The 22,145-nt window shown below is 63.7% G+C and carries 20 protein-coding genes, 1 tRNA gene and 1 pseudogene; 8 read left to right on the forward strand and 14 right to left on the reverse strand.

Annotated elements, in window-relative coordinates:
- Positions 1-258: 258 nt before the first annotated feature.
- The 6 genes and pseudogenes from CDV46_RS01000 to CDV46_RS01025 form a co-directional block, all read right to left on the reverse strand.
- Positions 259-1,116, reverse strand: a pseudogene (locus CDV46_RS01000) (23S rRNA (adenine(2030)-N(6))-methyltransferase RlmJ); the annotation flags it as partial.
- 158 nt (positions 1,117-1,274) lie between these two features.
- The gene (locus tag CDV46_RS01005) at positions 1,275-1,874 is read right to left on the reverse strand and encodes a DNA-3-methyladenine glycosylase I (RefSeq protein ID WP_087688893.1); all 600 of its coding nucleotides are present in this window, start codon (positions 1,872-1,874) and stop codon (positions 1,275-1,277) included.
- 194 nt (positions 1,875-2,068) lie between these two features.
- Positions 2,069-2,830, reverse strand: coding sequence for an SDR family NAD(P)-dependent oxidoreductase (locus tag CDV46_RS01010; protein ID WP_087688894.1), 762 nt, complete (start codon positions 2,828-2,830; stop codon positions 2,069-2,071).
- Positions 2,831-2,856: 26 nt separating this feature from the next.
- Positions 2,857-3,717, reverse strand: coding sequence for a fumarylacetoacetate hydrolase family protein (locus CDV46_RS01015; RefSeq protein ID WP_087721531.1), 861 nt, complete (start codon positions 3,715-3,717; stop codon positions 2,857-2,859).
- A gap of 36 nt (positions 3,718-3,753) precedes the next feature.
- The gene (locus tag CDV46_RS01020) at positions 3,754-4,509 is read right to left on the reverse strand and encodes an SDR family oxidoreductase (protein WP_087688896.1); all 756 of its coding nucleotides are present in this window, start codon (positions 4,507-4,509) and stop codon (positions 3,754-3,756) included.
- The gene (locus tag CDV46_RS01025; protein ID WP_087721533.1) at positions 4,487-5,281 is read right to left on the reverse strand and encodes a FadR/GntR family transcriptional regulator; all 795 of its coding nucleotides are present in this window, start codon (positions 5,279-5,281) and stop codon (positions 4,487-4,489) included. The genes CDV46_RS01020 and CDV46_RS01025 overlap by 23 nt, the downstream gene beginning before the upstream one ends.
- Positions 5,282-5,681: 400 nt before the next feature.
- On the opposite strand from CDV46_RS01025, the gene CDV46_RS01030 reads away from it, so the two are divergent.
- On the forward strand, positions 5,682-6,764 hold the full coding sequence (locus CDV46_RS01030) for a calcium:proton antiporter (protein ID WP_087721534.1): 1,083 nt from the start codon (positions 5,682-5,684) through the stop codon (positions 6,762-6,764).
- Positions 6,765-6,773: 9 nt separating this feature from the next.
- On the opposite strand, the gene CDV46_RS01035 is transcribed toward CDV46_RS01030, so the two are convergent.
- Together CDV46_RS01035 and CDV46_RS01040 are read right to left on the reverse strand one after the other, a co-directional pair.
- Complete coding sequence (locus CDV46_RS01035) at positions 6,774-7,016, reverse strand: hypothetical protein (protein ID WP_087688899.1); 243 nt, start codon at positions 7,014-7,016, stop codon at positions 6,774-6,776.
- Positions 7,017-7,071: 55 nt separating this feature from the next.
- Complete coding sequence (locus tag CDV46_RS01040; RefSeq protein ID WP_087688900.1) at positions 7,072-7,326, reverse strand: hypothetical protein; 255 nt, start codon at positions 7,324-7,326, stop codon at positions 7,072-7,074.
- 107 nt (positions 7,327-7,433) lie between these two features.
- On the opposite strand from CDV46_RS01040, the gene CDV46_RS01045 reads away from it, so the two are divergent.
- The gene (locus tag CDV46_RS01045) at positions 7,434-8,192 is read left to right on the forward strand and encodes a riboflavin synthase subunit alpha (protein WP_087721536.1); all 759 of its coding nucleotides are present in this window, start codon (positions 7,434-7,436) and stop codon (positions 8,190-8,192) included.
- A 47-nt stretch (positions 8,193-8,239) separates the two neighbouring features.
- Positions 8,240-9,019, forward strand: a complete 780-nt coding sequence (gene xth, locus CDV46_RS01050) for an exodeoxyribonuclease III (protein WP_087688902.1) — start codon at positions 8,240-8,242, stop codon at positions 9,017-9,019.
- Between the two features lie 154 nt (positions 9,020-9,173).
- Here xth and CDV46_RS01055 read toward each other — a convergent pair whose 3' ends face one another.
- The 6 genes from CDV46_RS01055 to glnA all read right to left on the reverse strand — a co-directional run bounded on the left by CDV46_RS01055 (position 9,174) and on the right by glnA (position 19,049).
- Entirely contained in the window at positions 9,174-10,166 is a 993-nt protein-coding gene (locus CDV46_RS01055; RefSeq protein WP_140413265.1) for a flagellar brake protein, read from the reverse strand.
- A 236-nt stretch (positions 10,167-10,402) separates the two neighbouring features.
- Positions 10,403-13,393: a pentapeptide repeat-containing protein gene (locus tag CDV46_RS01060; protein WP_176398976.1), complete on the reverse strand. Its 2,991-nt coding sequence runs from the start codon at positions 13,391-13,393 to the stop codon at positions 10,403-10,405.
- Between the two features lie 295 nt (positions 13,394-13,688).
- On the reverse strand, positions 13,689-14,570 hold the full coding sequence (gene rfbD, locus CDV46_RS01065) for a dTDP-4-dehydrorhamnose reductase (RefSeq protein WP_087688906.1): 882 nt from the start codon (positions 14,568-14,570) through the stop codon (positions 13,689-13,691).
- Positions 14,571-14,630: 60 nt separating this feature from the next.
- On the reverse strand, positions 14,631-16,217 hold the full coding sequence (ntrC, locus tag CDV46_RS01070; RefSeq protein ID WP_087721540.1) for a nitrogen regulation protein NR(I): 1,587 nt from the start codon (positions 16,215-16,217) through the stop codon (positions 14,631-14,633).
- Positions 16,218-16,278: 61 nt separating this feature from the next.
- Positions 16,279-17,409 carry a nitrogen regulation protein NR(II) gene (gene glnL / locus CDV46_RS01075; RefSeq protein WP_087688908.1) on the reverse strand — a complete coding sequence of 377 codons (1,131 nt, stop codon included), beginning with the start codon at positions 17,407-17,409 and terminating at the stop codon, positions 16,279-16,281.
- 224 nt (positions 17,410-17,633) lie between these two features.
- Positions 17,634-19,049: a type I glutamate--ammonia ligase gene (gene glnA / locus CDV46_RS01080; RefSeq protein ID WP_058379185.1), complete on the reverse strand. Its 1,416-nt coding sequence runs from the start codon at positions 19,047-19,049 to the stop codon at positions 17,634-17,636.
- A gap of 478 nt (positions 19,050-19,527) precedes the next feature.
- On the opposite strand from glnA, the gene CDV46_RS01085 reads away from it, so the two are divergent.
- From CDV46_RS01085 to CDV46_RS01105, 5 genes are all read left to right on the forward strand, one after another.
- Positions 19,528-19,995, forward strand: coding sequence for a rhodanese-like domain-containing protein (locus tag CDV46_RS01085; RefSeq protein WP_087688909.1), 468 nt, complete (start codon positions 19,528-19,530; stop codon positions 19,993-19,995).
- Between the two features lie 168 nt (positions 19,996-20,163).
- Positions 20,164-20,781, forward strand: a complete 618-nt coding sequence (locus CDV46_RS01090; RefSeq protein WP_087721542.1) for a LysE family translocator — start codon at positions 20,164-20,166, stop codon at positions 20,779-20,781.
- A gap of 581 nt (positions 20,782-21,362) precedes the next feature.
- Positions 21,363-21,602, forward strand: coding sequence for a hypothetical protein (locus CDV46_RS01095; protein WP_058379188.1), 240 nt, complete (start codon positions 21,363-21,365; stop codon positions 21,600-21,602).
- Positions 21,603-21,776: 174 nt separating this feature from the next.
- Complete coding sequence (locus CDV46_RS01100) at positions 21,777-21,962, forward strand: hypothetical protein (protein WP_058379189.1); 186 nt, start codon at positions 21,777-21,779, stop codon at positions 21,960-21,962.
- A 72-nt stretch (positions 21,963-22,034) separates the two neighbouring features.
- Positions 22,035-22,110 (forward strand) — tRNA-Lys (locus CDV46_RS01105).
- The last annotated feature ends 35 nt before the right edge of the window (positions 22,111-22,145 follow it).

The raw sequence follows: 22,145 nt of genomic DNA on the forward strand, positions 1-22,145 counted from the left end.
GCGGTGTCAACTAAGCCACCAACGAAGCCGTCAAGTCAGTCGCGCAATGAGCCGCCCGGCTTACCGCCCGCCGCGTCGCGGACCGGGGGTTCGGGCACCCGGACGCCCGGGCGCCGAATTGCCAGCCGCCCCAGTGGTCGAGGACGTGCCCGGTGTGCCCGGCTTGGCAGCCGTTGACGCCCCAGCCGACGCGCCACGCCCGCCCGCTGACGGCCGCGAGGCACCGCCGCGCGGCAGCAGCACCTTGTGGCTATCGTCCTCAAGCACGTACTGGGCACCCTTGTCCTGTCCCAGCGCCTTGACCAGATACGGCATGGTCGTTTTCAGCGTTTCATACAGCTGGAACGGCGGGTTCACGATGAACATACCGCTGCCGTGCAACCCCATGCCGCCCGGCACCGGGGAACTCACGGTCAACGTCACGTGCACCCAGTTCTTGATCGGCTGGTCCTTGATCGTCAGTCGCTTCATGCGTTCGGGCAGTTGCGCGGCCTCGCGGCGCTGCACCAGCGGATACCACACGGCGTACATACCGGTCGGGAAGCGATCGAGCCCTTCCTGCACCGCTTGCGTCGTGCGCGTGTAATCGCGCTTGTCTTCATACGACGGATCGATCAGCGTGAAGCCGCGACGCGGGGCCGGCGGCAGAATCGTTTTGAGACCCGAGAACCCATCGGCGCCGAAGATCATCGTGCGGCGAGCCACTTCACGGCCTTGTGCCTCGAAATTCTCGCGCAGGACTTCCTGCTCCGTCGGGTGGGCCTCGAACAAACGCAGACGGTCACGATCGCCCAGCAGTTGCAGTGCGAAATACGGCGAACCCGGGTAGTAGCGCAACTGGCCGTCGGGGTTGAATTCACGCACCAACGCCACGTAGTCCGCCAGCGCGGGCGGCAGGTCGTTACGTTCCCACAGGCGGCCGATGCCGGTGTGATACTCGCCCGTCTTGTCGGCCCATTTGCCGTCAAGCGCATAGCCACCCGCGCCGGCGTGCGTGTCGATATACCAGAACGCCGTGTCTTTCTGGCGCATGTAATCGATGCATTCGACGGCGATGAAGTGTTTCAGTACGTCGGCGTGGTTGCCGGCGTGGAAGGCATGGCGGTAGCTGAACATTAGGCAGTTCCTGATTCGTCAGGCGCGATTGTAGCCGACGCGGCGCCCCAGCGCCCTCTCCGCACCCTCAGCGCCCTCAATCGCGTCGCACTAAAACCCATCGGACGCTTCGCAAACACCTCGCAAACACCTCAAAAACATCCTGCAACGCCCCGCGCTCAGGCGCGCTTTGCCGCCTTGGCGCCACCCTTCGCCAGCGCCTTGACGGCCTTGTGACGCGGGCATGCCACCAAATGGTCGTTGATCATGCCCGCCGCCTGCATGAACGAATAGCAGATGGTCGAGCCGACGAAGGTGAAGCCCGCCTTCTTGAGCGCCTTGCTCATCGCATCGGACACTGCCGTGCTCGCGGGCACCTCACCCAGTGCCTCCCAACGATTCTGCAATGGCTCACCGCCGACGAACTGCCAGACGAAATCGGAGAATCGAGTACCTGAGGCCTCCATGGCCAGATAAGCCCGCGCACCCTTGATCACGCCGTTCACCTTCAGGCGGTTGCGCACGATGCCCGCGTCGGCCATCAGTCGCGCTTCGTCCTGCGGACCGTAGGCGGCAATGCGCACCGGATCGAAGCCGTCGAACGCCTTGCGATAGTTGTCGCGCTTCTTGAGAATCGTCGACCACGACAATCCCGCCTGCGCCCCTTCAAGCATCAGCAACTCGAACAACGCACGCGAATCGCGCAGCGGCACGCCCCATTCCTCATCGTGATACTGACGGTACTGCTCGAAGCCCTCGCTCCATGGACATCGTTCCATTGGCCCCTCGATCGTTGCGCCCTGAGCGCTTTCGCGCCGCAGACAAAGTCATTGAATTGACGCAAGTGTGCCAGCATTTACCGGGAAAGCACACGCCACGCATCGCGTGGCGGGTTGCTTTCGGCACTACGGCATCGATGGCCCGGAATTTTCCGGGTGCCCACTCGGAATCGGCGCCTTGCGGGCACCTCGACTCACAGCATCAACTGTCCACCGTTGACCTCGATGATCTGGCCCGTCACATAGCTCGCCAGTGTCTCCGACGCGAGGTAGAGGAACGCGCCCGAGCACTCGTCCGGCACGCCAAGGCGCCCCATCGGAATGCTTTGACGGAACGCCTCGATCTGCGCTTCGGTGCTGAACTGCTCGTGGAACGGCGTCATGATCACGCCCGGCGAGACAGCGTTCACGCGAATGCGGTCAGGCATCAACTCCTTTGCCATGCCACGCGTGAGCGTACTCACGAACCCCTTCGCCGCCGCATAGATCAGCGCCCCGGGGCCGCCGCCATGCCGCGCAGCAATCGACGTCACGTTGACAATGGCCCCGCCGCCCTGCTTGCGCATCGCCGGCACCACCGCACGTGAAAACGCCACGACCGAGCGCGCGTTGACGTTAAGCACGTCTTCGAAAAACGCGTCGGTGACTTCGGTAAAAGGCGTGCGTTTGACGAGACTGCCCGCGTTGTTGATGAGCACGTCGATACGCCCGAAGCCGTCGAGCACATGCGCCACGGCGGCATCGATGGCGCCGGTGTCGGCCACATCGGCGGCCACGGTCATGGCCTTCACGCCATAGGCGCGCACGGCCTCAGCCACCGCCTCGGCCTTCTCCTGCGAACGGTTGTAGTGCACGGCCACATTGGCGCCTTGCGCCGCAAACGCTGTCGCCGCGGCGGCCCCGATGCCGGTGCTCGCGCCCGTGATCAGCACGAATTTGCCTTTCAGGTCTTCCATAATGAAATCCTCAAATCCTCAGATCGTCAGTCAAGCCAGCGCGTGTCGTAAGCGTGGACGTGCTGCTCCTGCTCGCCCAGCCCTTCGATCCCCAGACGCATCACGTCGCCCGCTTTCAGGTACACCGGCGGCTTCTGCCCCATGCCCACGCCCGGCGGCGTACCGGTGGTGATCAGATCGCCCGGTTTGAGCGTCGCAAACTGGCTCATGTAGTGCACGAGAAACGCGACGTTGAAAATCATCGTCGACGTGTGGCCGGTCTGACGGCGCACACCGTTCACGTCGAGCCACATGCCGAGTTGCTGCGGGTCGCGGATCTCGTCAGTCGTCACCAGCCACGGACCGACCGGGCCGAAGGTATCGAAGCCCTTGCCCTTATCCCACGTACCGCCGCGCTCGATCTGGTACTCGCGCTCGGAGACGTCGTTCACGATGCAGTAGCCCGCCACGTAGTCCAGCGCCTTCTCAAGCGGCACGTAGCGCGCCGTCGTGCCGATCACAAAGCCGAGTTCGACTTCCCAGTCGCCCTTGACCGAGTCTTTCGGCAGCACCACGGGATCGTTCGGCCCGTTCAGGCAGTTGTCCCACTTGGTGAAGAGCACCGGCTCGGACGGCGCGGCCAACCCCGCTTCGGCCGCGTGGTCGCTGTAGTTGAGGCCCACGGCAAGAAACTTGCCGAGTCCGGTGAACGGCACCCCCAGACGCCCCGGCGCGGCCACGATCGGCAGCGCATCGACGTCGAGCGCACGCAGCGCCGCCAGCCCTTCCGGGCTCAGCGTTTCGGCGGTGATATCGGTGAGCACGTTCGACAGATCGCGCACTTTGCCGGCAGCATCGAGCAGGCCCGGCTTTTCCTGGCCCTTGGGGCCGTAACGCAGCAATTTCAAAGCAGTTCTCCCAATTGGAGCAGTGGTAGCGGTGGATCAGTTCGACCAGCCGCCGTCGATCACGTGAATGGCCCCGGTCGTGAAGGCCGCATCGTCGGAACCCAGATACACGGCAAGCGCCGCAATTTCGTCAGGCGAGCCAACGCGCCCCATCGGCTGACGCGCCACAAACTGCGCGCGCACCGCCGCTTCGTCCGTACCCGCCGCATCGGCCTGCGTCGCAATGCGCTGACGCAGCGACGGCGACTCGACGGTGCCCGGACAAATGGCATTGCAGCGAATGCCGCGCGCCACATAGTCGGCCGCGATGGACTTCGTCAGCCCGATCACCGCCGCCTTGGTCGCGCCATAGGCACATCGATTGGCGACGCCCTTCACACTCGACGCCGCCGACGACATGTTGATGATCGAACCGCGCCCGGCAGCCAGCATGGCCGGCAGAAAGGCCCGCGTGGTGCGGTACATGCTCTTCACGTTCAGGTCGAACGAGAAGTCCCATGCCGCGTCGTCGCACTCGAGAATCGAGCCGTGGTGCACGAAGCCCGCGCAGTTGAACAGCACGTCGACCGGGCCGATTTCGTCGGCCAGCGCCGCGACGGCGGCGGTATCGGTCACGTCGAGCGGGCGACGCACGAGGTTCGGGTGATCGTCGAGTGTGCGCAGTCCTTGCGCATTCAGATCGGTCGCGATCACGCGGGCGCCCTCGCGCAAGTACGCTTCGACGCTGGCGCGTCCGATGCCCTGTGCGGCGGCGGTAATCAAGGCGGTCTTACCCGCCAGTCGGCCTGCCATCGGTGTCTCCTTGATTCTGGGAATGTTCGGAATGTTCGGAATGCTCGGTGTGCTCGGTGTTCCGGGTTGGCTCGGAAGGCGCTGTGCTGCCGATGTAGGCCTCTCGTACGCGGCACAAATGCCGGCGCATCGCCTCGGCGGCCTGCGCCGGATCGCGCGCCTGCAAGGCGGCAATGATGTCGCGGTGATCCTGCAAGCTGCGCTCCAGCACACCCGCCACTTGCGACGTGACGCGCCGGCTCTTCTTGCCAAGCAGATACAGACTGTTGGCGATGCTTTGCAGAAAAGGGTTATCGCACGCGTCGATGATCGTCTCGTGAAACGCCATATCGGCCGCCGAGAAGGTCTCGGGGTTGCCAAGCAGCGACTGCTCGTCCTCGACAAGCGCATGCAGCCGTGCGAGGTGGGCATCGCTCATTTGGCTGGCTGCCAGCGCCGCGACGCCGGGCTCGATGACCAGACGGGCATCGAACAGCGCCTCGAGCGTGCCCGCGTTCAGCTCGATGACCATCTCCAGCGGTTCGAGCAGTTCGCGCGTCTGAAGCGTGCCGACAAACGTCCCCTCGCCCTGCCGGATGCGCAGCAGACCCAGCAACGCCAATCCGCGAATCGCTTCACGCACGGCGGGCCGGCCCACGCCGAGCATTGCAGCAAGATCGCGTTCAGGGGGGAGTTGCTGACCGGGCTTGAGCAGCCCGGTACGAATCATCGTGAGCAGCCGCTGGGCGACTTGCTCCGAGACGGAGACCTGCACGATGGGATCGAAGGACATGGCAGCCAGATCGTGAAGTGAACTGGACGAGGCCGCGCCAAATGCGGCGATGGCGGAATGCCCGTCGTTCAGTGGTAAGACCAATGAACACGACGATACGACTGATACCGATCGGATGTCAACTCATTGAGCTCAATGTTTCATCCTATGGAATTTCTTGCCGATTCCGCACTCCGAGTCAAATGCATGGATGGCTGCAAATCGTTTGGCCATGCGCGTTTCGAGCCAAATGATGTTTTGGCCGATGGCTCCTCGCCATTGCGCCCTTTCTGTTGTCTGGGTGTCGCTTTTCTGCGACCATGATTCGCTGCCCCGGGGTTCCTGCCGGGGCAATGCTCCCGCCGTATCCGCTGCATCCGCTTTATCCCTCGAATCCCCCCGAATTCTGGAGTCTCCGACGATGTCCTCCTCAAAGACCGCCAAGCTGGGTCACTGGACCATGTACATGCCGATCGTGGCCCTCGTCGCGTGGGGCATTGCCGGTGTCCTGCCCTACGGTGTCTCGCTCACGGTATGTGCCGTCGCGCTCGCCGGGGCTGTGTTCTCCGCCGTGCACCACGCCGAAACCGTCGCCCACAAGGTCGGCGAGCCGTTCGGCACGCTGGTCCTCGCCGTGGCCGTGACCATCATCGAAGTGGCACTGATCGTCTCGGTCATGCTCTCGGGCGGCCCGGACAAAGCCGGCCTCGCCCGCGACACGGTGTTCGCGGCGATCATGATCGTGTCGACGGGGATTGTGGGGCTGTGCCTGCTGTTCGGCGGCGTGCGCCATCACACGCAAGGCTTCCACGTGGAAGGCGCGAGCGCTGCTCTCGCTGTGCTGTGTGCCCTCTCGGTGCTTACGCTGGTGCTGCCGAACTACACCAGCTCAGTGCTTGGACCGGGGCTCACGTCCTCGCAACTGGCCTTCGAAGGCGTGATTGCGCTGGTGCTGTACATGGTGTTCGTGTTCGTGCAGACGGTGAGCCATCGCGACTACTTTCTCGCGAAGGCGCCCAGTGAAGAAGTGCACGTGCCGCCGCCCTCGCGCCGCACTGCCGTGCTGAGTCTTGGCTTGCTGGTGATCGCGTTGCTCGCCGTCGTCGCGTTGGCGAAGAAGCTGTCGCCGGCGGTGGAGCAAGCGGTGGCCGAAGCAGGGGCGCCGAAAGCGGTGGTGGGGATTGTGATTGCTGCGCTGGTGCTGCTGCCGGAAGGGCTGGCCGCGCTGCGTGCCGCACGTGCCAACAAGCTCCAGACGAGCCTGAATCTGGCACTCGGCTCGGCACTCGCCAGTATCGGCCTGACCATTCCTACGGTGGCGGCCGTCTCCCTGTTCCTCCACATCCCGATCGAACTGGGTCTGGCACCCAAAGAGACGGTACTGCTGGCAGTCACGTTGCTGGTGAGCGTGATCTCGCTTGGCACGGGACGCACTACGGTGCTGCAAGGCGCGGTTCACCTTGTGCTGTTCGCGGCGTTCCTGTTCCTCGCGATCGTGCCGTAAGGGACTAAATCAGGACTTCGACGTTCCCTTGGCGGGCGTTGCCGCGCCCGTATCGCCACCCGCGTCGTGCTTGCCCGCGTCGGCTTCAGCCGGTGCCGGGGCCTTGCCCAGCAGCGAGCCGAGCAGCTTGCTGCCAGCGGGGTTGCGCTTGCCTTGCGCGCCCACGCCATTGCCCGAGGGCGGGCCGCGGCGAACGCCGGCGTTGATCTTCAGGCCTTGTTGCTTGGCGAGGTCGAATTTTTTGAGCGTCATGATGATGTCCTTGTGACCTCCGCTTCGGAGGCCGGTACAGCGTAGCGGTGGTCGCTCAGGGATCGATGCCGAGCGCGCCGTCTTCTACGAGCGTTTTTGCCAATGCATGGGCGGCTTCGAGCGCATCGCCTGCCCAGCGGCAGGTATCGGGTGTCGTGTGCACGAGCGGCGGGTCGAGCGTTTCGATCACGTCGTCCACGTCGCGCCAGCCGGTAAAGTGCACCACTCCCTGAAACTGCCCATCAGGCATGGGCGCGGTTTCCGCCCAGTAGTAAAAATCGCCCGCCAGCAGGCAGCCTTCGAAACCCATATCCGATCCCGCAAAAAGGCGGCATCGTAGCACGACGGGCGGCATATCGTCGTCAGGCAGTAGAATACTGCGGCATAGCAACCTACGACTCTCTTACCGACATCACGATGTTCACCGGAATTGTTCAAGGCACGGCCACGTTGTCGTCCATCGAAGATCGCGACGGCATGCGCACGCTGGCGCTGGCGTTTCCCGAGGGCTTTTGCGAAGACCTCACGCTGGGCGCCAGTGTCTCGGTCGACGGCGTGTGCCTGACCGTCACGCAACTGCTCTCCCCCACCGCCGCATCGTTCGACGTCATTCTGCAAAGTCTGAACGTCACCACGCTCGGCAGCTTCGGCGTGGGCGCGCAAGTCAATGTGGAGCGTGCCGCCAAAGACGGCGCCGAAATCGGCGGCCATCCGCTTTCGGGCCATATCGACTTCTCGACCGATATTCTGAGCGTGCGCACCTCGGACACGAATCGTGTGCTGCGCATCGCGATTCCGGAAGCGTTTCGCAAGTACGTGTTCGCGAAGGGTTACATCGCGATCAACGGCGCGAGCCTCACGGTCTCGGAAGTCAACCGGCAGGAAGGCTGGTTCGAAGTGTGGCTGATTCCGGAAACGCGCCGCATGACCACGTTCGAAGACAAGCTCGACGGCACCCGCGTGAATATCGAAATCGAGCGCAGCACGCAGGTCGTGGTCGACACCGTGCGCGAGGCAGTGCAAGAAAGCCTCGGCCGTTTGCAGCCCGTGCTCGAAGCGCTGCTGGGGGAGAAAGGGCTGACGCTGGACGACTTCGTGTCGGTGCCGCAACTGCCCGCTGCGGAGGCGCAAAACGCGCAGCGCACCACTAAGCCCGCCCCGGATACCAAGGCTTAAGTTCGCCTCAAGCCGCTTCAAGCCACCGACAACCCCCAAGGACATTCATGCAACTCGCCACCTGGAACGTCAACTCGCTCAAGGTCCGTGTCGGTCATGTGCAGGATTGGCTGCGCAGCAATCCCGTCGACGTGCTCTGCCTGCAAGAGCTCAAGCTCACCGATGAGAATTTTCCGATCGCGGAAATTGCGTCGCTCGGCTACACCTCGCACTTCACCGGTCAGAAGACGTATAACGGCGTCGCGCTGCTGGTGAATCACGCCAAAGTCGGTGAAGCCACCGACATCGTGATGAACCTGCCGAATTTTGCCGACGAACAACGCCGCCTGATCGCGGCCACCGTTGGTGGCGTGCGCGTGGTCTGCGGCTACTTCCCGAACGGTCAGGCCGTCGGCTCCGACAAGTTCGAGTACAAGCTCAATTGGCTCGACGCCCTCACGCATTGGCTCTCTGACGAGCTCGAGCGTCATCCGCAACTCGCCCTGCTCGGCGACTACAACATCGCCCCGGAAGACCGCGACGTGCATGACCCGGCCAAGTGGGAAGGTCAGAACCTCGTCTCGCCGCAAGAACGTCAGGCCTTCGCGCGCCTGCAAGGGCTCGGTCTGCGCGACACCTTCCGGATGTTCGATCAGCCGGAGAAGTCGTTCAGCTGGTGGGACTACCGCATGGGCGCGTTTCGCCGCAATGCGGGCCTGCGCATCGACCACATCCTCGTGACCGCCGCCATGGCGGAGCGCTGTACCGGCTGCGAAATCGATCGCGAACCGCGCACGTGGGAGCAGCCGTCCGATCACACGCCGGTGGTGGCGACGTTCAAGGACTGAGCGTTACGGCCAGCATGTCGGGCGCGGCAGCATCGGCGGAAGCATCGCGAACAGCCACCGCCTGCGCGACAAACAAAAACGGCACCGAAATACGGTGCCGTTTTTTATTGGCCTGCCGACGCTCGCTTCACCCGAGCGCCGCAAGGATCTCAATCTACTGACTCGCGCGCGGATCGGTCAGACGCGACTCATAGACGTAGCAGCGAATCGCAGCCTTGTTGCGCGTATCCATCTGCATGAACTCCAGCCCATAAACCCACGTCCCGTCGGCACGCGGCCCTTCCGTGCCTCGCACGGCCGCCATGCCGAGAATCGGCACGACGTCCGCACCGATCGGCACACGGAACTGCATGGCCACGTGCGTGCATCCGTCGGGCAGCGCCGTTTTGGCGACAATGCCCGCCCCGTCAGCGCTGATGTCGCGCACGAGCACCAGCCACTCCGGGGTGTCCTCCGGGTCGGCCAGCATGCGTGTGAACGACGCACGCGAGCTTTCGTCGAGCGGCGACAGTCGCGCCACCAGCCGCGTATCGACACGCGGCGTGCGCCGCACGGGCGTCTCACGGACCTGCGACGGACGCGAGAGCACCACGTAATCGAACGGCCCGTGGTGCACGCTGTGCACGTCGCACGTGAATTCGTAAAGGTTGTCGCCGGGAAACGTCCAGAGGGCAAGCTTGTCGCCGGCCACCACGGGCAGCCGCGTGTCGCCTGCCGCCGGTGGCGTGATGATGAGCATGCCGTTCGGCGCCCGGCCGATCAACCGCGCGCGCACCCGCATGGTTTCGGCATCGGGTGCCACGCGCACCTGCAACCAGGCGCCGATCGGTAACGGCACGGGCAAGCCGTGCAGATACACCGTCGAGGCGCTGGCGGTGGCCGTGTCGAGCGGCGATGCCGAATTGGCCGCCTCGCTGCGCCCTGCTGCTTCGCCCGTGCTGGCCCCTTCGGGCAGCGGCCGGTGCGGCGCGAACATGGTGAACAGCCAATCGAGATCGGCCTCTGAGGGCAAACGCTCGCCGGCCGCCAGCAATGGCGTACCGTCGGCGTCGAACAAAGGCCAGGAGAGTGGAACATGTGCGTCAAGCTCGCGGCGATTGACCGCCACGAACCCCGGATAGCCTGACGCGATACAAGTCGATTGCATGATGCCTGAGAGGGTTACAAACCCCTTGAGAGCCTGGGAACAAGGCATTGACCTTCCCCGCATTCCGGCGCCCGGGGCCACGTCTTGGGCGACCCTCTTTGCACCGTCATCCGTGGCCAACACCCCACAAATGTCGCCAACCTACACAAACTTCGCGCCTCCGGCCGGCCGGAAGCGCCGCCCTGACGGGCAGCGCCTTGCGCGTTCATCTTTGTACCACGAAAGCGCCCCGATCCTTACAGCGCATTATCGGGGGAAATTGCCGTCATTCCGTGCCCGTCCGCCGCCGGCGAAACGCCCGACAAGGCCGACGCGTCGGCCGGTGTGAGCGGTAGCCGGGCCACCCAGAACCACGGCAGCGTCTGCGCAAGAAACCCGGTGAGCCCCGCGGTGCCTTGTATCGTGGGGCTTGCCAGCCAGCCGGCCAATGCCCCCGCCAAAGTTTCAGCATCGCAGGCAGGGTCAGCCAGATAGGTGCGCAAGATCCGGCTCTGTGGCAGTTCGCGCCATGCCCGCTCGTTGCTCATAGCGTCGTTGAACGCCGCCACCGCGTAATGTTTGAGCAAGTCGGACGGGAGCAAGGCAGGCGCCTGTTCAGGCAGCGTCGCCATACCCATGCTTTCGGGGCGCTCGTGCGTGCCTGCGCTGTGGCCTCGTACCGCCCGATATTCAGGCTGCACAGCCAGCCACGTCAGCCCCGCTGCGATCGCCAGCAATCGCGTGCGCTGCGTCGCCTGCACGGCCTGCCGGGAGGCGGTGCCGGCCACCTCGGTCTCCTGAGCCGTCAACACCACCGTCCGGAATACATCGTCGATATCGAGATGCGCGAGGCGCCGCAGCCGCTCACTGTCCGGCTGTGCGGCGGTCCCGACCAGCGCATCGACGCGATCCGACGTCAACATCGCCACCAACGGCAGCGGGTCTCCCGGCACGGTGTCACTATGGAGAACAGCATTCGCGGCATCGCCGCCCGCGTCGCCAAGCCACCGGCCGAGCAAGCGGACGAAGGCCTCTAACTTACGCTCCGTCGGCCAGATGCCGCGAAGACAACCAAAGTCGCGAATCAGCGCGTGAAGCTGCGACATATCGCCCGGGGCATAAGAGCCGTCCACACTGCCCGTGTCAGTCATGCCGTCCGCACCGTGCTCGCATGTCGCCACGCGAACGCCGAGCCAATGCCAGCCAGTCGAAGGGCGCCGCGCCGCAGGTTCAGATGCTATCGCGTCCGTAGCATTCGACGCCGTCGGCACCGACGGTTCGCCATCACGGGCATCGCCCTCGAGCCCAACCGCCAGCAAGTGCTTCGGCACACGCATTCCCACGCGGCCATCGGCACTGATGAGCACGTAATTCTTGGGGCCGAACGCATCCGTGCCATCGACGGACAACGCGCTATGCAGATGCGCCGGCAGCGCATCGTGCCAAGCCTTACGCAACGCTTGCGCGTGCGCATCGGCGATCCCCGCAACGCCGGCCTCAGCCCAGTACAGCGTCTGGCAAACTGCGCCGGCGAGCGGCCAGACAGCGTCAGGCGAATGCGTCAGACAATGCTCAAGCAGCGCCTGAAGCACTGCGGGCAACACCCATGCCGCCTGCACCCGGGTCAGCGGTGTCGCCGACAGGTCACCGATAGCCCGCATGAGCCATTGCGCTCGCAAGTGTGCAAAACCATCGAGCTTGCCCACACCCCCAAGCGCGGGCTCGGCAGCCAGCAGCCGCCCCAACCATTCACTTTGTTGTACATCGGTGCGCAGGCGCGCCAACGCAGGTAATGACGGTGAAGCCTCGCCGAGCCACGACGGTATCGCGCCCGAGCGGCCGGCCAGCGCACGCAGTACCTGCCCGAAGACATCGGCGCGCAAGGCCGGCTGGTCGAATGGCAGCGTCATCCACGATTGCACGACCTCACCCAGCTCGCTTGTCGAGCGCGCACGCAACCAGTCAGCGTCGAGCCGTATCTGCGCCCCTTGCCACTGCGTGCCTCCCAACTGACAACCGGGGCCGATGCGAAGATCGTTCAGACATGCCCCGCCGAAATGCGCCTCTCGCAAATCACAAGCGAAGAACGACACGCCATCGAGTTTCGCTTCCCGCGCATTCAAGCCGGTGAGTTCGCAGTGCCGGAACACTGCGCGACGCAAATCTGCCCCCGCCACGCAGCCTCCCGCCATCGTCACTTCGCCCCATTGAGACTTCGCTGCGCTCGCGCCCGTCAAGCGCATGCCGGTGGCACCGCAGTCGAAGAAACTCGCGCGCCGCAGCCGGGTGCGCTGCAATGACGCATCGTCGAGACGGTTGTGTGCAAACACCACCGCATCGCAATCGGCATCGCTGAAGTCCGCCCCCGCCATCGCCGCGAAGCGGAAATCGGCGCCTTGCGCGCGGACTTTCGACAACCGCCCGCTGCTCAGGTCTGCTGCCCGGAAGGTGGCATTGCGCAAATCGGCGCCCTCGAAATCGGCCCCTACATTGCGCGTGCCGTCGAGCTTTGCCCCGTTGAGCGATGCACCGCCCCACTGCACGCCGTCGAAGCAACCGTGACTCAGCCGGGCCCCGGAGGCCTGCACGCCACGCAAGTCGGCCATCGGCACCGAGAGGTCGGGCAAGTCGGCATTGCGCAGGTCGGTCAGCGTCAGCGCAACGCCCAGCACCCCGGCCGGCCACTCGCGCACCGGCGAGTGACGGCAATGCGACACGTCGAATCCGTCGGCGTCTGTGAGCGCCACCCAGTGCCACTGCGTTGGCCGGGTTGCCGCCGCCGCTGCGGTGGCGTGAGTCACCGATGGCGGCGTCTGAACCTGAGCCTCGCGACACCACTGGACCAGTGCACGCAGCGCCCCGGCAACGTTACCGTCCGGTGCCAGATGCGCGAACCGCAAGCGCCATGCCCGCGTCAGCGCCCGCTCGTCAAAGGGCAGTGCACTCGGCGATGCCCCGCACGTCGAGCCGGGTTCGGTGTGTCGATCCGAGCGATCCGAGACAGCGTGCCGCGTCAACGTCCCGGCATCTTGTTCAAGGACATGCACCAGCCACGCCACTTGCTGCCCGATCGCGCGACGTTCGTCTTTCCCGGCACACAGAATCAACCGACGCAGCGCCTCGGGCGGTGCCGCACTAAGTTGCTCAAGATCGTGATAGGACAGCGCGTCCTCTGCCGACATGCGCTCGGACGGGCGGACACTCGGGTAACGCTGTGTGGGGGCGGATGCGTTTGAGAACAGGACCATGTGTGGCTCCTCGTCGCGCACGCTCATGCGTGACGCGAACAAAAAGCGACAATGGTGCCGAAGGAAACCGGACCAGCGCGTTGGGTAAATTCCGAATTAGTACACCGACACGTGAGGGGCATCCTTCGCGTGACAGCGTCCGATACCATCCAAAAGAAACGCGAACTGCCGCCGCGAACGCCACAAAAAAATCGGGCGGCACCGAGTCGAAACCCGTTGTGCCGCCCGGTATTACGCAGGGCTGTCCGGTGCTGCCCGTACCATCGACGTCGGGCGCGCTACCCGCGCTTCAGCATCAGCCGAGGCAGAGTGTCAGCGCGTCGCGCCAATCGGGCGCGCGTACGCCAAACGTGCGGGCGAGCTTGTCATTGTCGAGTACCGAATACGCCGGGCGCTTGGCCGGCAGCGGATACGCAGAAGTGGGAATCGGCACAACATTCGGACGCTTTTCCGCAGCGCTCAGATCGAGAATGGCCTCGGTGAAACCGTGCCACGTTGTCTGGCCCGCCGCCGTCAGGTGATAGACGCCGCTGCGCTCACGCCAGAAGTCGGCATCGAAGCCCTGCTCGTTGGTCCCTTGCGCCAGCGTCTGTGCCGTCAGTTCTGCAATCGTGCGACACCAGGTCGGGGCACCGTGCTGATCGGCCACGATACGCAGTTCATCGCGTTCGCGCGCCAGCCGTTGCACGGTCAGCAGAAAGTTGGCCCCACGGTTGCCATACACCCAGCTCGTCCGCAGTACGAGGTGATTCGCACCGCTCGCCGCAATGGCGGCTTCGCCAGCCAGCTTGGTGCGGCCATAGGCGTTCTGCGGATTGGTGGGTTCTTCTTCGCGATACGGCACGCTGGACGTGCCATCGAAAACGTAGTCGGTGGAATAGTGAACGACGAGTGCGCCGAGGCGCTTGGCCTGCTCGGCCATGACGCCGGGCACCACGGCATTGACCTGATACGCCGCCGCCTCTTCCGTTTCGGCCCGATCGACGGCCGTATAGGCGGCCGGATTGACGATCATGTCGGGAGCGAAGTCGCGAATAGTACGCACGACACTGTCAGTGTCGAGCAGGTCCATCTCGCTACGCGCAGGTGCGTAGACATCGCCCATGCCTTGCAGGCAACGCGCCAATTCCCAGCCCACTTGTCCGGTGGCGCCTGTCAGCAGGATACGTCTCGTCATGGTACGACTCCCTTGTCTCGGATCAGATCGGTGAAACAGGGGAGCCTACCGCGATTACCTTCAGGTTTCCAGCCCCAACTCCTGAATTTTCCGGGTAATGGTGTTGCGGCCGATGCCCAGACGGCTTGCCGCCTCGACCTTCCGACCTCGCGTGAAGTCGAGCGCCTCGTTGATCAGAGCGGTCTCGAAGCGGCGCGTCAACTGGTCCATGACATCCGGCGACGCCGAGCGCAGCAACCTCGCTACCTCGCGACGCAGAATCGGTTCCCAGCTATCCGCTCCGGTCGCGTCGCCCGTTGCAGGCGCACCGTTCACGCCGTTCTGCGCGACAGCGGCACCCGCACCACCGGACATGCCGTTTGCGCCTGCGTAGCCCGCACCCGCTGCACCCGCCACGCCACCGACCGGCGTGCTGACCGCAGCGTTTGCAGGCGCCGCCACCGCTGCCGCATAGGCCGGCGCGGGCGCACCCGAGCCCGTGATGGATGTTGGTGCCAACGTCTGGAATTCCGGCGGCAGATCCTTGATTTCGACGGTCTGTGCCGGCGCCATCACCGTGAGCCAGTTACTCAGGTTCTCCAACTGGCGCACGTTGCCCGGGAACGGGAAGCGCGTCAGGTGATTGAGCGCGCCCTCGCTGATGCGCTTGGTCTCGACGCCGAGATCGCGCGCACTCTTTTGCAGGAAGTGACGCACCAGCAGCGGAATGTCTTCGTTGCGCTCACGCAGTGACGGCAGACGCAAGCGAATGACGTTGAGGCGGTGGTACAGATCCTCGCGGAACAGGCCCTGCCGCACACGATCTTCCAGATTCTGGTGAGTCGCCGCGATCACGCGCACGTTGGCCTTGATCGGGCTGTGCCCGCCCACGCGGTAATAGTTGCCGTCCGAGAGCACACGCAGCAGGCGCGTTTGCAGATCGAGCGGCATGTCGCCGATTTCGTCGAGAAACAGCGTGCCGTTCTCGGCCTGTTCGAAGCGCCCGCGCCGGGTGGCTTGTGCGCCGGTGAACGCGCCACGCTCGTGACCGAACAGCTCGGATTCCAGAAGATCTTTCGGAATCGCTGCCGTATTGAGCGCGATGAATGGCCCCGCAGCGCGTGGCGAATGCCGGTGCAACGCGCGGGCAACGAGTTCCTTGCCCGAGCCCGATTCGCCCGTGATGAGCACCGTCGCGCTCGAATGCGACAAGCGGCCGATGGCGCGGAACACGTCCTGCATCGCGCTCGCCTGCCCAAGAATCTCGGGCTCTTCGGTGATGCGCTCGTCGTCGGTCGCTTCGCGCAGGCTTTCTTCCACGGCCCGCAGAATCAGTTCGACCGCACGATCCACGTCGAACGGCTTGGCGAGGTATTCAAACGCCCCGCCCTGAAACGCGGCAACCGCGCTGTCGAGATCCGAGAACGCCGTCATGATGATGACCGGCAGGCCGGGGTGGCGTTGTTTCGCCATTTGCAAAAGCTCGAGCCCGGAACCGCCCGCCATGCGGATGTCCGAGACCAGCACTTGCGGCGAGTCGTGTTCGAGGGCAGCACTGGCTTCGCGCGGGCCTGTAAAGCTGCGCACCGGCAAGTTGGCGCGTGTCAGCGCCTTCTCAAGCACCCATCGAATCGATTGGTCGTCGTCTACTATCCAGATCGGCTTCATTGTTCACCGTGTAACGTCTATGCCCGGCCGCAGGTGTACGGCCGACGGCGTGAGGGCCGCATCAGCCCAGGGGCAGCAGGATTCGGAAATCCGTCCGTCCGGGCCGGCTTTCGCATTCGATCAGACCGTCGTGACGCTGTACGAAAGACTGCGCCAGTGTGAGTCCCAGACCGCTTCCCCCTTCGCGCCCGGAGACGAGCGGATAGAAGATGCGGTCACGAATGTCAGCGGGAATACCAGGCCCGTTGTCGATGACATGCAATTCCAATGCCAGCTTGTGCAAACGTTTGGCAATCGTGATCTTTCTTGCCACGCGCGTGCGTAAAACGATGCGTGCGTCGCCACGTGCAATCTGCTCGCGCAACGCCTCGGCCCCGTTGCGCACAATGTTCAGAAGCGCTTGAATCAGCTGCTCCTTGTCGCCGCGAAAGTCCGGCAGGCTCACGTCGTAATCGCGCTCGATCGACAGCCCCTGCGGGAATTCGGCCAGCACCACCGAGCGCACGCGCTCGCACACTTCGTGGATGTTCACGTCGGTGGCGATGTACGGATGGCGATGCGGCTCGAGCAGCCGGTCGACCAGCGTTTGCAGCCGGTCGGACTCCTTGATGATGACCTGCGTGTACTCACGCAATTCACGCTGATCCAGCTCGAACTCCAGCAACTGCGCCGCCCCGCGAATGCCGCCGAGCGGATTCTTGATCTCGTGCGCCAGATTGCGGATGAGCTGCTTGTTCATCAACGCCTGATCGATGATGCGTTCTTCGCGCTCGTTCTTGATCTTCTGTTCGTTCTCGATCAGCTCGACGATCACGAAATCGGGCGCCGCCTCGGGGGCGGCCACGATCGCGTGCGTGTGCAAAGGCTCCTGCGCGGTGCGTTCAAGCACCAAATCGAGGCGCGTGGTCTGAAAGTGATTGGCGATCAGCTCGACCATGGTCGACGCCAGCACGTCGCCGTTGGTGAACACGTCGCTCCACGTCATCTGCGACAGCGAGCGGCGCGAGAGCGCCAGCAACGCTTCGGCCGCCGGGTTCGCGAACACCACGCGCAGCGTGTGCTTTTCGAGCACCAGCAGCACGGTCGGCAACGCTTCGAGGCCCGGCAAAATGCCGGTCGCCGCGAGCTTCACAGCCGACGGATCGTCACTCTGCGCAAGCAACGGCTCGGCTGCCACATCGGCAGATACCATTGCCGCTTGCGTCTCGCCCTTCGGCCGGGCACCGGCACGCACACTTTTCATCAAGGATCGAGGCGATAAATTCATGGTGGATAACCTGGTGACTGGCAGTGCCGGTCACGACACGCAGGGATAAAAAAGGGGGACGGCCGCGGCCATCCCCCTCTGGCTTGCAAGCATGACGGTCGGCCGCTGGCGTTCCGTCATGCCGGCGCATTCCCTGCGCAGCGCTTCGATTACAGCGAGTAGTACATCTCGAACTCGAGCGGGTGCGTGGTCATCGCGATACGACGGGCTTCGTCGCTCTTGAGTGCGATGTACGAATCCAGCATGCCGTCCGTGAACACGCCGCCACGGGTCAGGAACTCGCGGTCTTCGTTCAGGTACTCCAGCGCCTGTTCGAGGCTCGAGCACACGGTCGGGATCTTTGCATCCTCTTCCGGCGGCAGGTCGTACAGGTTCTTGTCCGCAGCTTCGCCCGGGTGGATCTTGTTCTGCACGCCATCCAGACCGGCCATCAGCATGGCCGAGAAGGCCAGGTACGGGTTGGCCATCGGGTCCGGGAAGCGCGCTTCGATGCGGCGGCCCTTCGGGTTGGCAACGTACGGAATGCGGATCGATGCCGAACGGTTACGGGCCGAGTAGGCCAGCTTGACCGGGGCTTCGAAGTGCGGGACCAGACGCTTGTACGAGTTGGTCGACGGGTTCGTGATCGCGTTCAGGGCACGGGCGTGCTTGATGATGCCGCCGATGTAGTACAGCGCGAATTCCGACAGACCGCCGTAGCCGTTACCGGCGAACAGGTTCTGACCATCCTTCCAGATCGACTGGTGGATGTGCATGCCCGAACCGTTGTCGCCAACGATCGGCTTCGGCATGAACGTGGCCGTCTTGCCGTAGCTGTGGGCAACGTTCTGCACCACGTACTTCAGGATCTGCGTCCAGTCGGCGCGTTGCACCAGCGTCGAGAAACGGGTACCGATTTCGTTCTGGCCTTGACCGGCGACTTCGTGGTGGTGCACTTCAACCGGCACGCCCAGTTGTTCGAGCAACAGGCACATTTCCGAGCGCATATCTTGGAACGTGTCGACCGGTGCGACCGGGAAGTAGCCGCCCTTCGTGCCCGGACGGTGGCCGGTGTTGCCGCCTTCGAAGTCCTTCGACGACGACCACGGTGCTTCTTCCGAGCCGATGCGCACGAACGTGCCCGACATGTCGGTGCCCCACTGGACCGAGTCGAAAATGAAGAATTCCGGCTCCGGACCGAAGAAGGCGGTGTCGCCCAGGCCCGTGCTCTTCAGGTACGCTTCGGCGCGCTTGGCGATCGAGCGCGGGTCGCGGTCGTAGCCCTTGCCGTCAGCCGGCTCAACCACGTCGCAAGTCAGCACCAGCGTGCTTTCTTCATAGAACGGGTCGATGTAGGCGGTGTTGGCGTCCGGCACCAGCAGCATGTCCGAGGCTTCGATACCCTTCCAGCCGGCGATCGACGAACCGTCGAAAGCGTGACCGCTCTCGAACTTGTCGGCGTCGAAGTGCGACACCGGCACCGAGACGTGTTGTTCTTTGCCGCGCGTGTCGGTAAAGCGGAAGTCGACGAACTTGACATCTTCTTCCTTCACCAGGTTCAACACATCTGCCACTGATTTGCTCATGCTATCTCCCGAAAGATTCAATACTGGCGCTGCCGGCGCTAGTCACCAGCGTCGCCGCACCCTCTTAACGAACTCCGTGTTCGGATTCACCAGTGATTAGCACGAAGCGTGCCAGCCACTGATACTGCGCTCGCCGCATGGCGGTTTCCGTCCGGATTTCGCCCTATCTCCCTCTGATTTCTAAGGAAATAATAAATTGAGCGATTGCCGGCGGAAGAATTCCCGTTCCCGGGCGGCGATTCTCCCTCTTGGTGCCGTTTTGGTGCAGGTCGCACCAAAATAACCCCATGTTGGTGCATTGGCGAATTATGCACCTTTTAGGTGCCACTCGCCGATTTGCACCGACCCGAAATTGTGCATCCGAATGCACCGTCTGTACACGTGGTCATCCTCTGAAGCGCGCACGATCGGCTATGTATGTGACGTAAAGTGCACGCTAGAATGAGAGTCAACCTTCGACCAACGAGATCACAGCAATATGACAAGCGCGAAAGCCATTCTCGAACAAGCCGCCCAACGCCGCGCCGCCGGCCAACTTGCCTACTCTGGCGCCGTGACCCCGGAAGAAGCGCTGGCGCTGCTGCAAGCCGATCCGGCGGTGCGTCTGATCGACGTGCGCACGCGCGCGGAGCTCGACTGGGTGGGCCGCCCGCAGGTGCCCGACGGCCAATACGTCAATGTGGAATGGGTGCGCTACCCCGGCGGTGTGCCCAACGAGCAGTTTCTGGAGCAACTGGCGTCGCAGGCCGCCAGCAAGGACACGCCGCTGCTATTCCTGTGCCGCAGCGCCGCGCGCTCGAAGGCGGCCGCAAAAGTGGCCTATGAAGCCGGTTACGCGCAATCGTTCGACATCCTCGAAGGCTTTGAAGGGGACAAGGACAGCGCAGGTCATCGCAAACATGTGAGCGGCTGGTGCTTCCGCGGGCTGCCGTGGCTCGGCGCGTAAGATCACTGCGCCAAGTCATCAAAGCACCGAATCATTGATTCACCGATTCACCAATTCGGAGCGTTCCCGCTCAAATGAAGCCATCGGGTTACGCGGGTACGTAACCCGAACAACCGATCGAACAACGCAAGCACAACAACGACGCATCGCCGCAAGGAGACATCCCCCATGGACTGGACCCATCTGCTGACTTTCGCACTCGCGCTGTTCGTGGGCGCGGGAACGCCCGGCCCCGGCATCGCAGCCATCGTGGCGCGCGTGCTCGGACGCGGCATGCAAGGTGCCGTAGCGTTCTCGGCAGGTGTCGCGATCGGCGACGTCGTGTGGCTCACGCTGGCGGTGCTTGGTGTGGCGGCGTTGGCCCATACGTTCTCGGGCGTGTTTCTGGCGATCAAGTACGCGGGCGCTGCCTATCTGTTCTATCTGGCGTGGAAGATGTGGCACGCCCCCGCTGTGGCACCGGCCGAGCCGATGGCGAATGCCCCGCGCGAGAAGTCGTGGCGGCTGTTCCTCGGCGGCTTGTCGGTCACGCTGGGCAACCCGAAAGTCGTCGTGTTTTATTTCGCGCTGCTGCCCAACTTGCTCGACCTGCAACGCATCACCGCACTCGGCTATTTCGAAGTCGTGGGCGTGACGCTCTCGGTGCTCACGATCGTGTTTGGCAGTTACATCCTGCTGGCCGCGCGTGCGCGCCGCCTGCTCAGTTCCGCCCGTGCCGTGCGTCGGCTGAACCGGGCCACCGGCACGGTGATGGCTGGCGCAGCGGTCGCCATCGCGACGCGATAACCAGAACGTCTTCCGCATTGTTGCGTCAAGCGGAGGGGTTCATTTGCTCAATTGCGGTTTCTCCCCCGTCGCCCGGCCTCTACACTCGTGGCGTGGGTGGTGCAGTTAGCGCAGGGCAATGCGCACTTCCCCTTCGTCACTCACATGCGTCGGCCGCCTGCGAAAGTCCGCAGGCGTACGACCTCCGGCCCTCGTTGCGTTGTCGCCCCCTCAGCTGTATCGCGACAACGCAACACGACGCACGCAAGTCGGACGGCATCTCCGGCTTGCGCTGCGTCACCTCTTTACGTCACATCGATATCACCCCGGTATCGGTGCCGTAGGGTCCGTCGACAGGCGCGCGCCCGCGTCTTTCCGGGGCATCGTCAAGCACATCCGGCCAGTCCTCTTCCCCTCTGGCCGGGGCAGGCGCCGACGATGCCTTCGGGCGCATCTCCTGTCGCCGTGCGTCCTGCGCTATTGCGTGGCACGCATGGGACTTTCTGCCCGCCCCTCGCCCAGGGAGCGGGCTTTTTTCGTAGCGGCACGTGCACTGCGTGCTACCATGCTGCCGTTTCAATTTGCATAGACAGGATCATCCGGTGAGTCAAATCGAATTCGATATCGAGTGGACCGAACGCGCAGCGAAAAAGGCCGAGCGGATCATCAAGAAGGACACGCCCATCGCGCTGCCGCCGATCGAATGCATGCCGGCCGAAGGCGACGTGCTGTTTCTCGGTCAGGGCGACAAAAAGCAGCCGTTCGTTGTGGTGGAGCGCCAGTATCACCACGAAGGCGAAGATGCATGGACGATCGTCCTGATTCTCGACCTGCCGGACTAATGCTCACTCGCGCGGCAACGTGCTGATAAGCACGCGGTAGCGCAAGTCCAAACGCATCGCACGCGGCGCGGCCACTGGGGAAATCCCGGTTGCCGCGCCGCTTTGCTTGGGGCGAGCCATTTTCTATACTCGAATCGCGTCTTACGCCGCGTGATATCGACCGGGAGATGGACCATGGTCATGCCCCACCTTTCCAATGCGCAACTCGTCGTGATGTTTGCGATTGCAGTGTTCGGAGCGATTGTCGTCGGCGCGATGCCGTGCAAGGGAGCCGTGCGAATGTGTTGGCGTTCGCTGCTGGTCGTGGTGGGGGCAGTGCTTGCCGTGCTGGCATTCGAACTCGTCCCGCTGCTCGCGTGAGACCTTTTTTGCGGAATTTCATCATTAAGGGTTGACCCCATGCGGAAGAGCCGATAATATCTCGGTCTCGTTGGGGCGTTAGCTCAGTTGGTAGAGCAGCGGACTCTTAATCCGTAGGTCGAGTGTTCGAGTCACTCACGCCCCACCAAACGAATTTTTGAAGAAAGGCTGCTTTGCCGTGCA

This window comes from Pandoraea sp. PE-S2T-3, from assembly GCF_002179965.1.
Taxonomy (GTDB): Bacteria; Pseudomonadota; Gammaproteobacteria; order Burkholderiales; family Burkholderiaceae; genus Pandoraea.

Coding starts and splice junctions, on each gene's coding strand:
- CDV46_RS01005 (WP_087688893.1), bottom strand. CDS start 1,874: ATGGAACGATGTCCATGGAGCGAGGGCTTCGAGCAGTACCGTCAGTAT.
- CDV46_RS01010 (WP_087688894.1), bottom strand. CDS start 2,830: ATGGAAGACCTGAAAGGCAAATTCGTGCTGATCACGGGCGCGAGCACC.
- CDV46_RS01020 (WP_087688896.1), bottom strand. CDS start 4,509: ATGGCAGGCCGACTGGCGGGTAAGACCGCCTTGATTACCGCCGCCGCA.
- CDV46_RS01025 (WP_087721533.1), bottom strand. CDS start 5,281: ATGTCCTTCGATCCCATCGTGCAGGTCTCCGTCTCGGAGCAAGTCGCC.
- CDV46_RS01030 (WP_087721534.1), top strand. CDS start 5,682: ATGTCCTCCTCAAAGACCGCCAAGCTGGGTCACTGGACCATGTACATG.
- CDV46_RS01035 (WP_087688899.1), bottom strand. CDS start 7,016: ATGACGCTCAAAAAATTCGACCTCGCCAAGCAACAAGGCCTGAAGATC.
- CDV46_RS01040 (WP_087688900.1), bottom strand. CDS start 7,326: ATGGGTTTCGAAGGCTGCCTGCTGGCGGGCGATTTTTACTACTGGGCG.
- CDV46_RS01045 (WP_087721536.1), top strand. CDS start 7,434: ATGTTCACCGGAATTGTTCAAGGCACGGCCACGTTGTCGTCCATCGAA.
- xth (WP_087688902.1), top strand. CDS start 8,240: ATGCAACTCGCCACCTGGAACGTCAACTCGCTCAAGGTCCGTGTCGGT.
- CDV46_RS01055 (WP_140413265.1), bottom strand. CDS start 10,166: ATGCAATCGACTTGTATCGCGTCAGGCTATCCGGGGTTCGTGGCGGTC.
- CDV46_RS01060 (WP_176398976.1), bottom strand. CDS start 13,393: ATGGTCCTGTTCTCAAACGCATCCGCCCCCACACAGCGTTACCCGAGT.
- rfbD (WP_087688906.1), bottom strand. CDS start 14,570: ATGACGAGACGTATCCTGCTGACAGGCGCCACCGGACAAGTGGGCTGG.
- ntrC (WP_087721540.1), bottom strand. CDS start 16,217: ATGAAGCCGATCTGGATAGTAGACGACGACCAATCGATTCGATGGGTG.
- glnL (WP_087688908.1), bottom strand. CDS start 17,409: ATGGTATCTGCCGATGTGGCAGCCGAGCCGTTGCTTGCGCAGAGTGAC.
- glnA (WP_058379185.1), bottom strand. CDS start 19,049: ATGAGCAAATCAGTGGCAGATGTGTTGAACCTGGTGAAGGAAGAAGAT.
- CDV46_RS01085 (WP_087688909.1), top strand. CDS start 19,528: ATGACAAGCGCGAAAGCCATTCTCGAACAAGCCGCCCAACGCCGCGCC.
- CDV46_RS01090 (WP_087721542.1), top strand. CDS start 20,164: ATGGACTGGACCCATCTGCTGACTTTCGCACTCGCGCTGTTCGTGGGC.
- CDV46_RS01100 (WP_058379189.1), top strand. CDS start 21,777: ATGGTCATGCCCCACCTTTCCAATGCGCAACTCGTCGTGATGTTTGCG.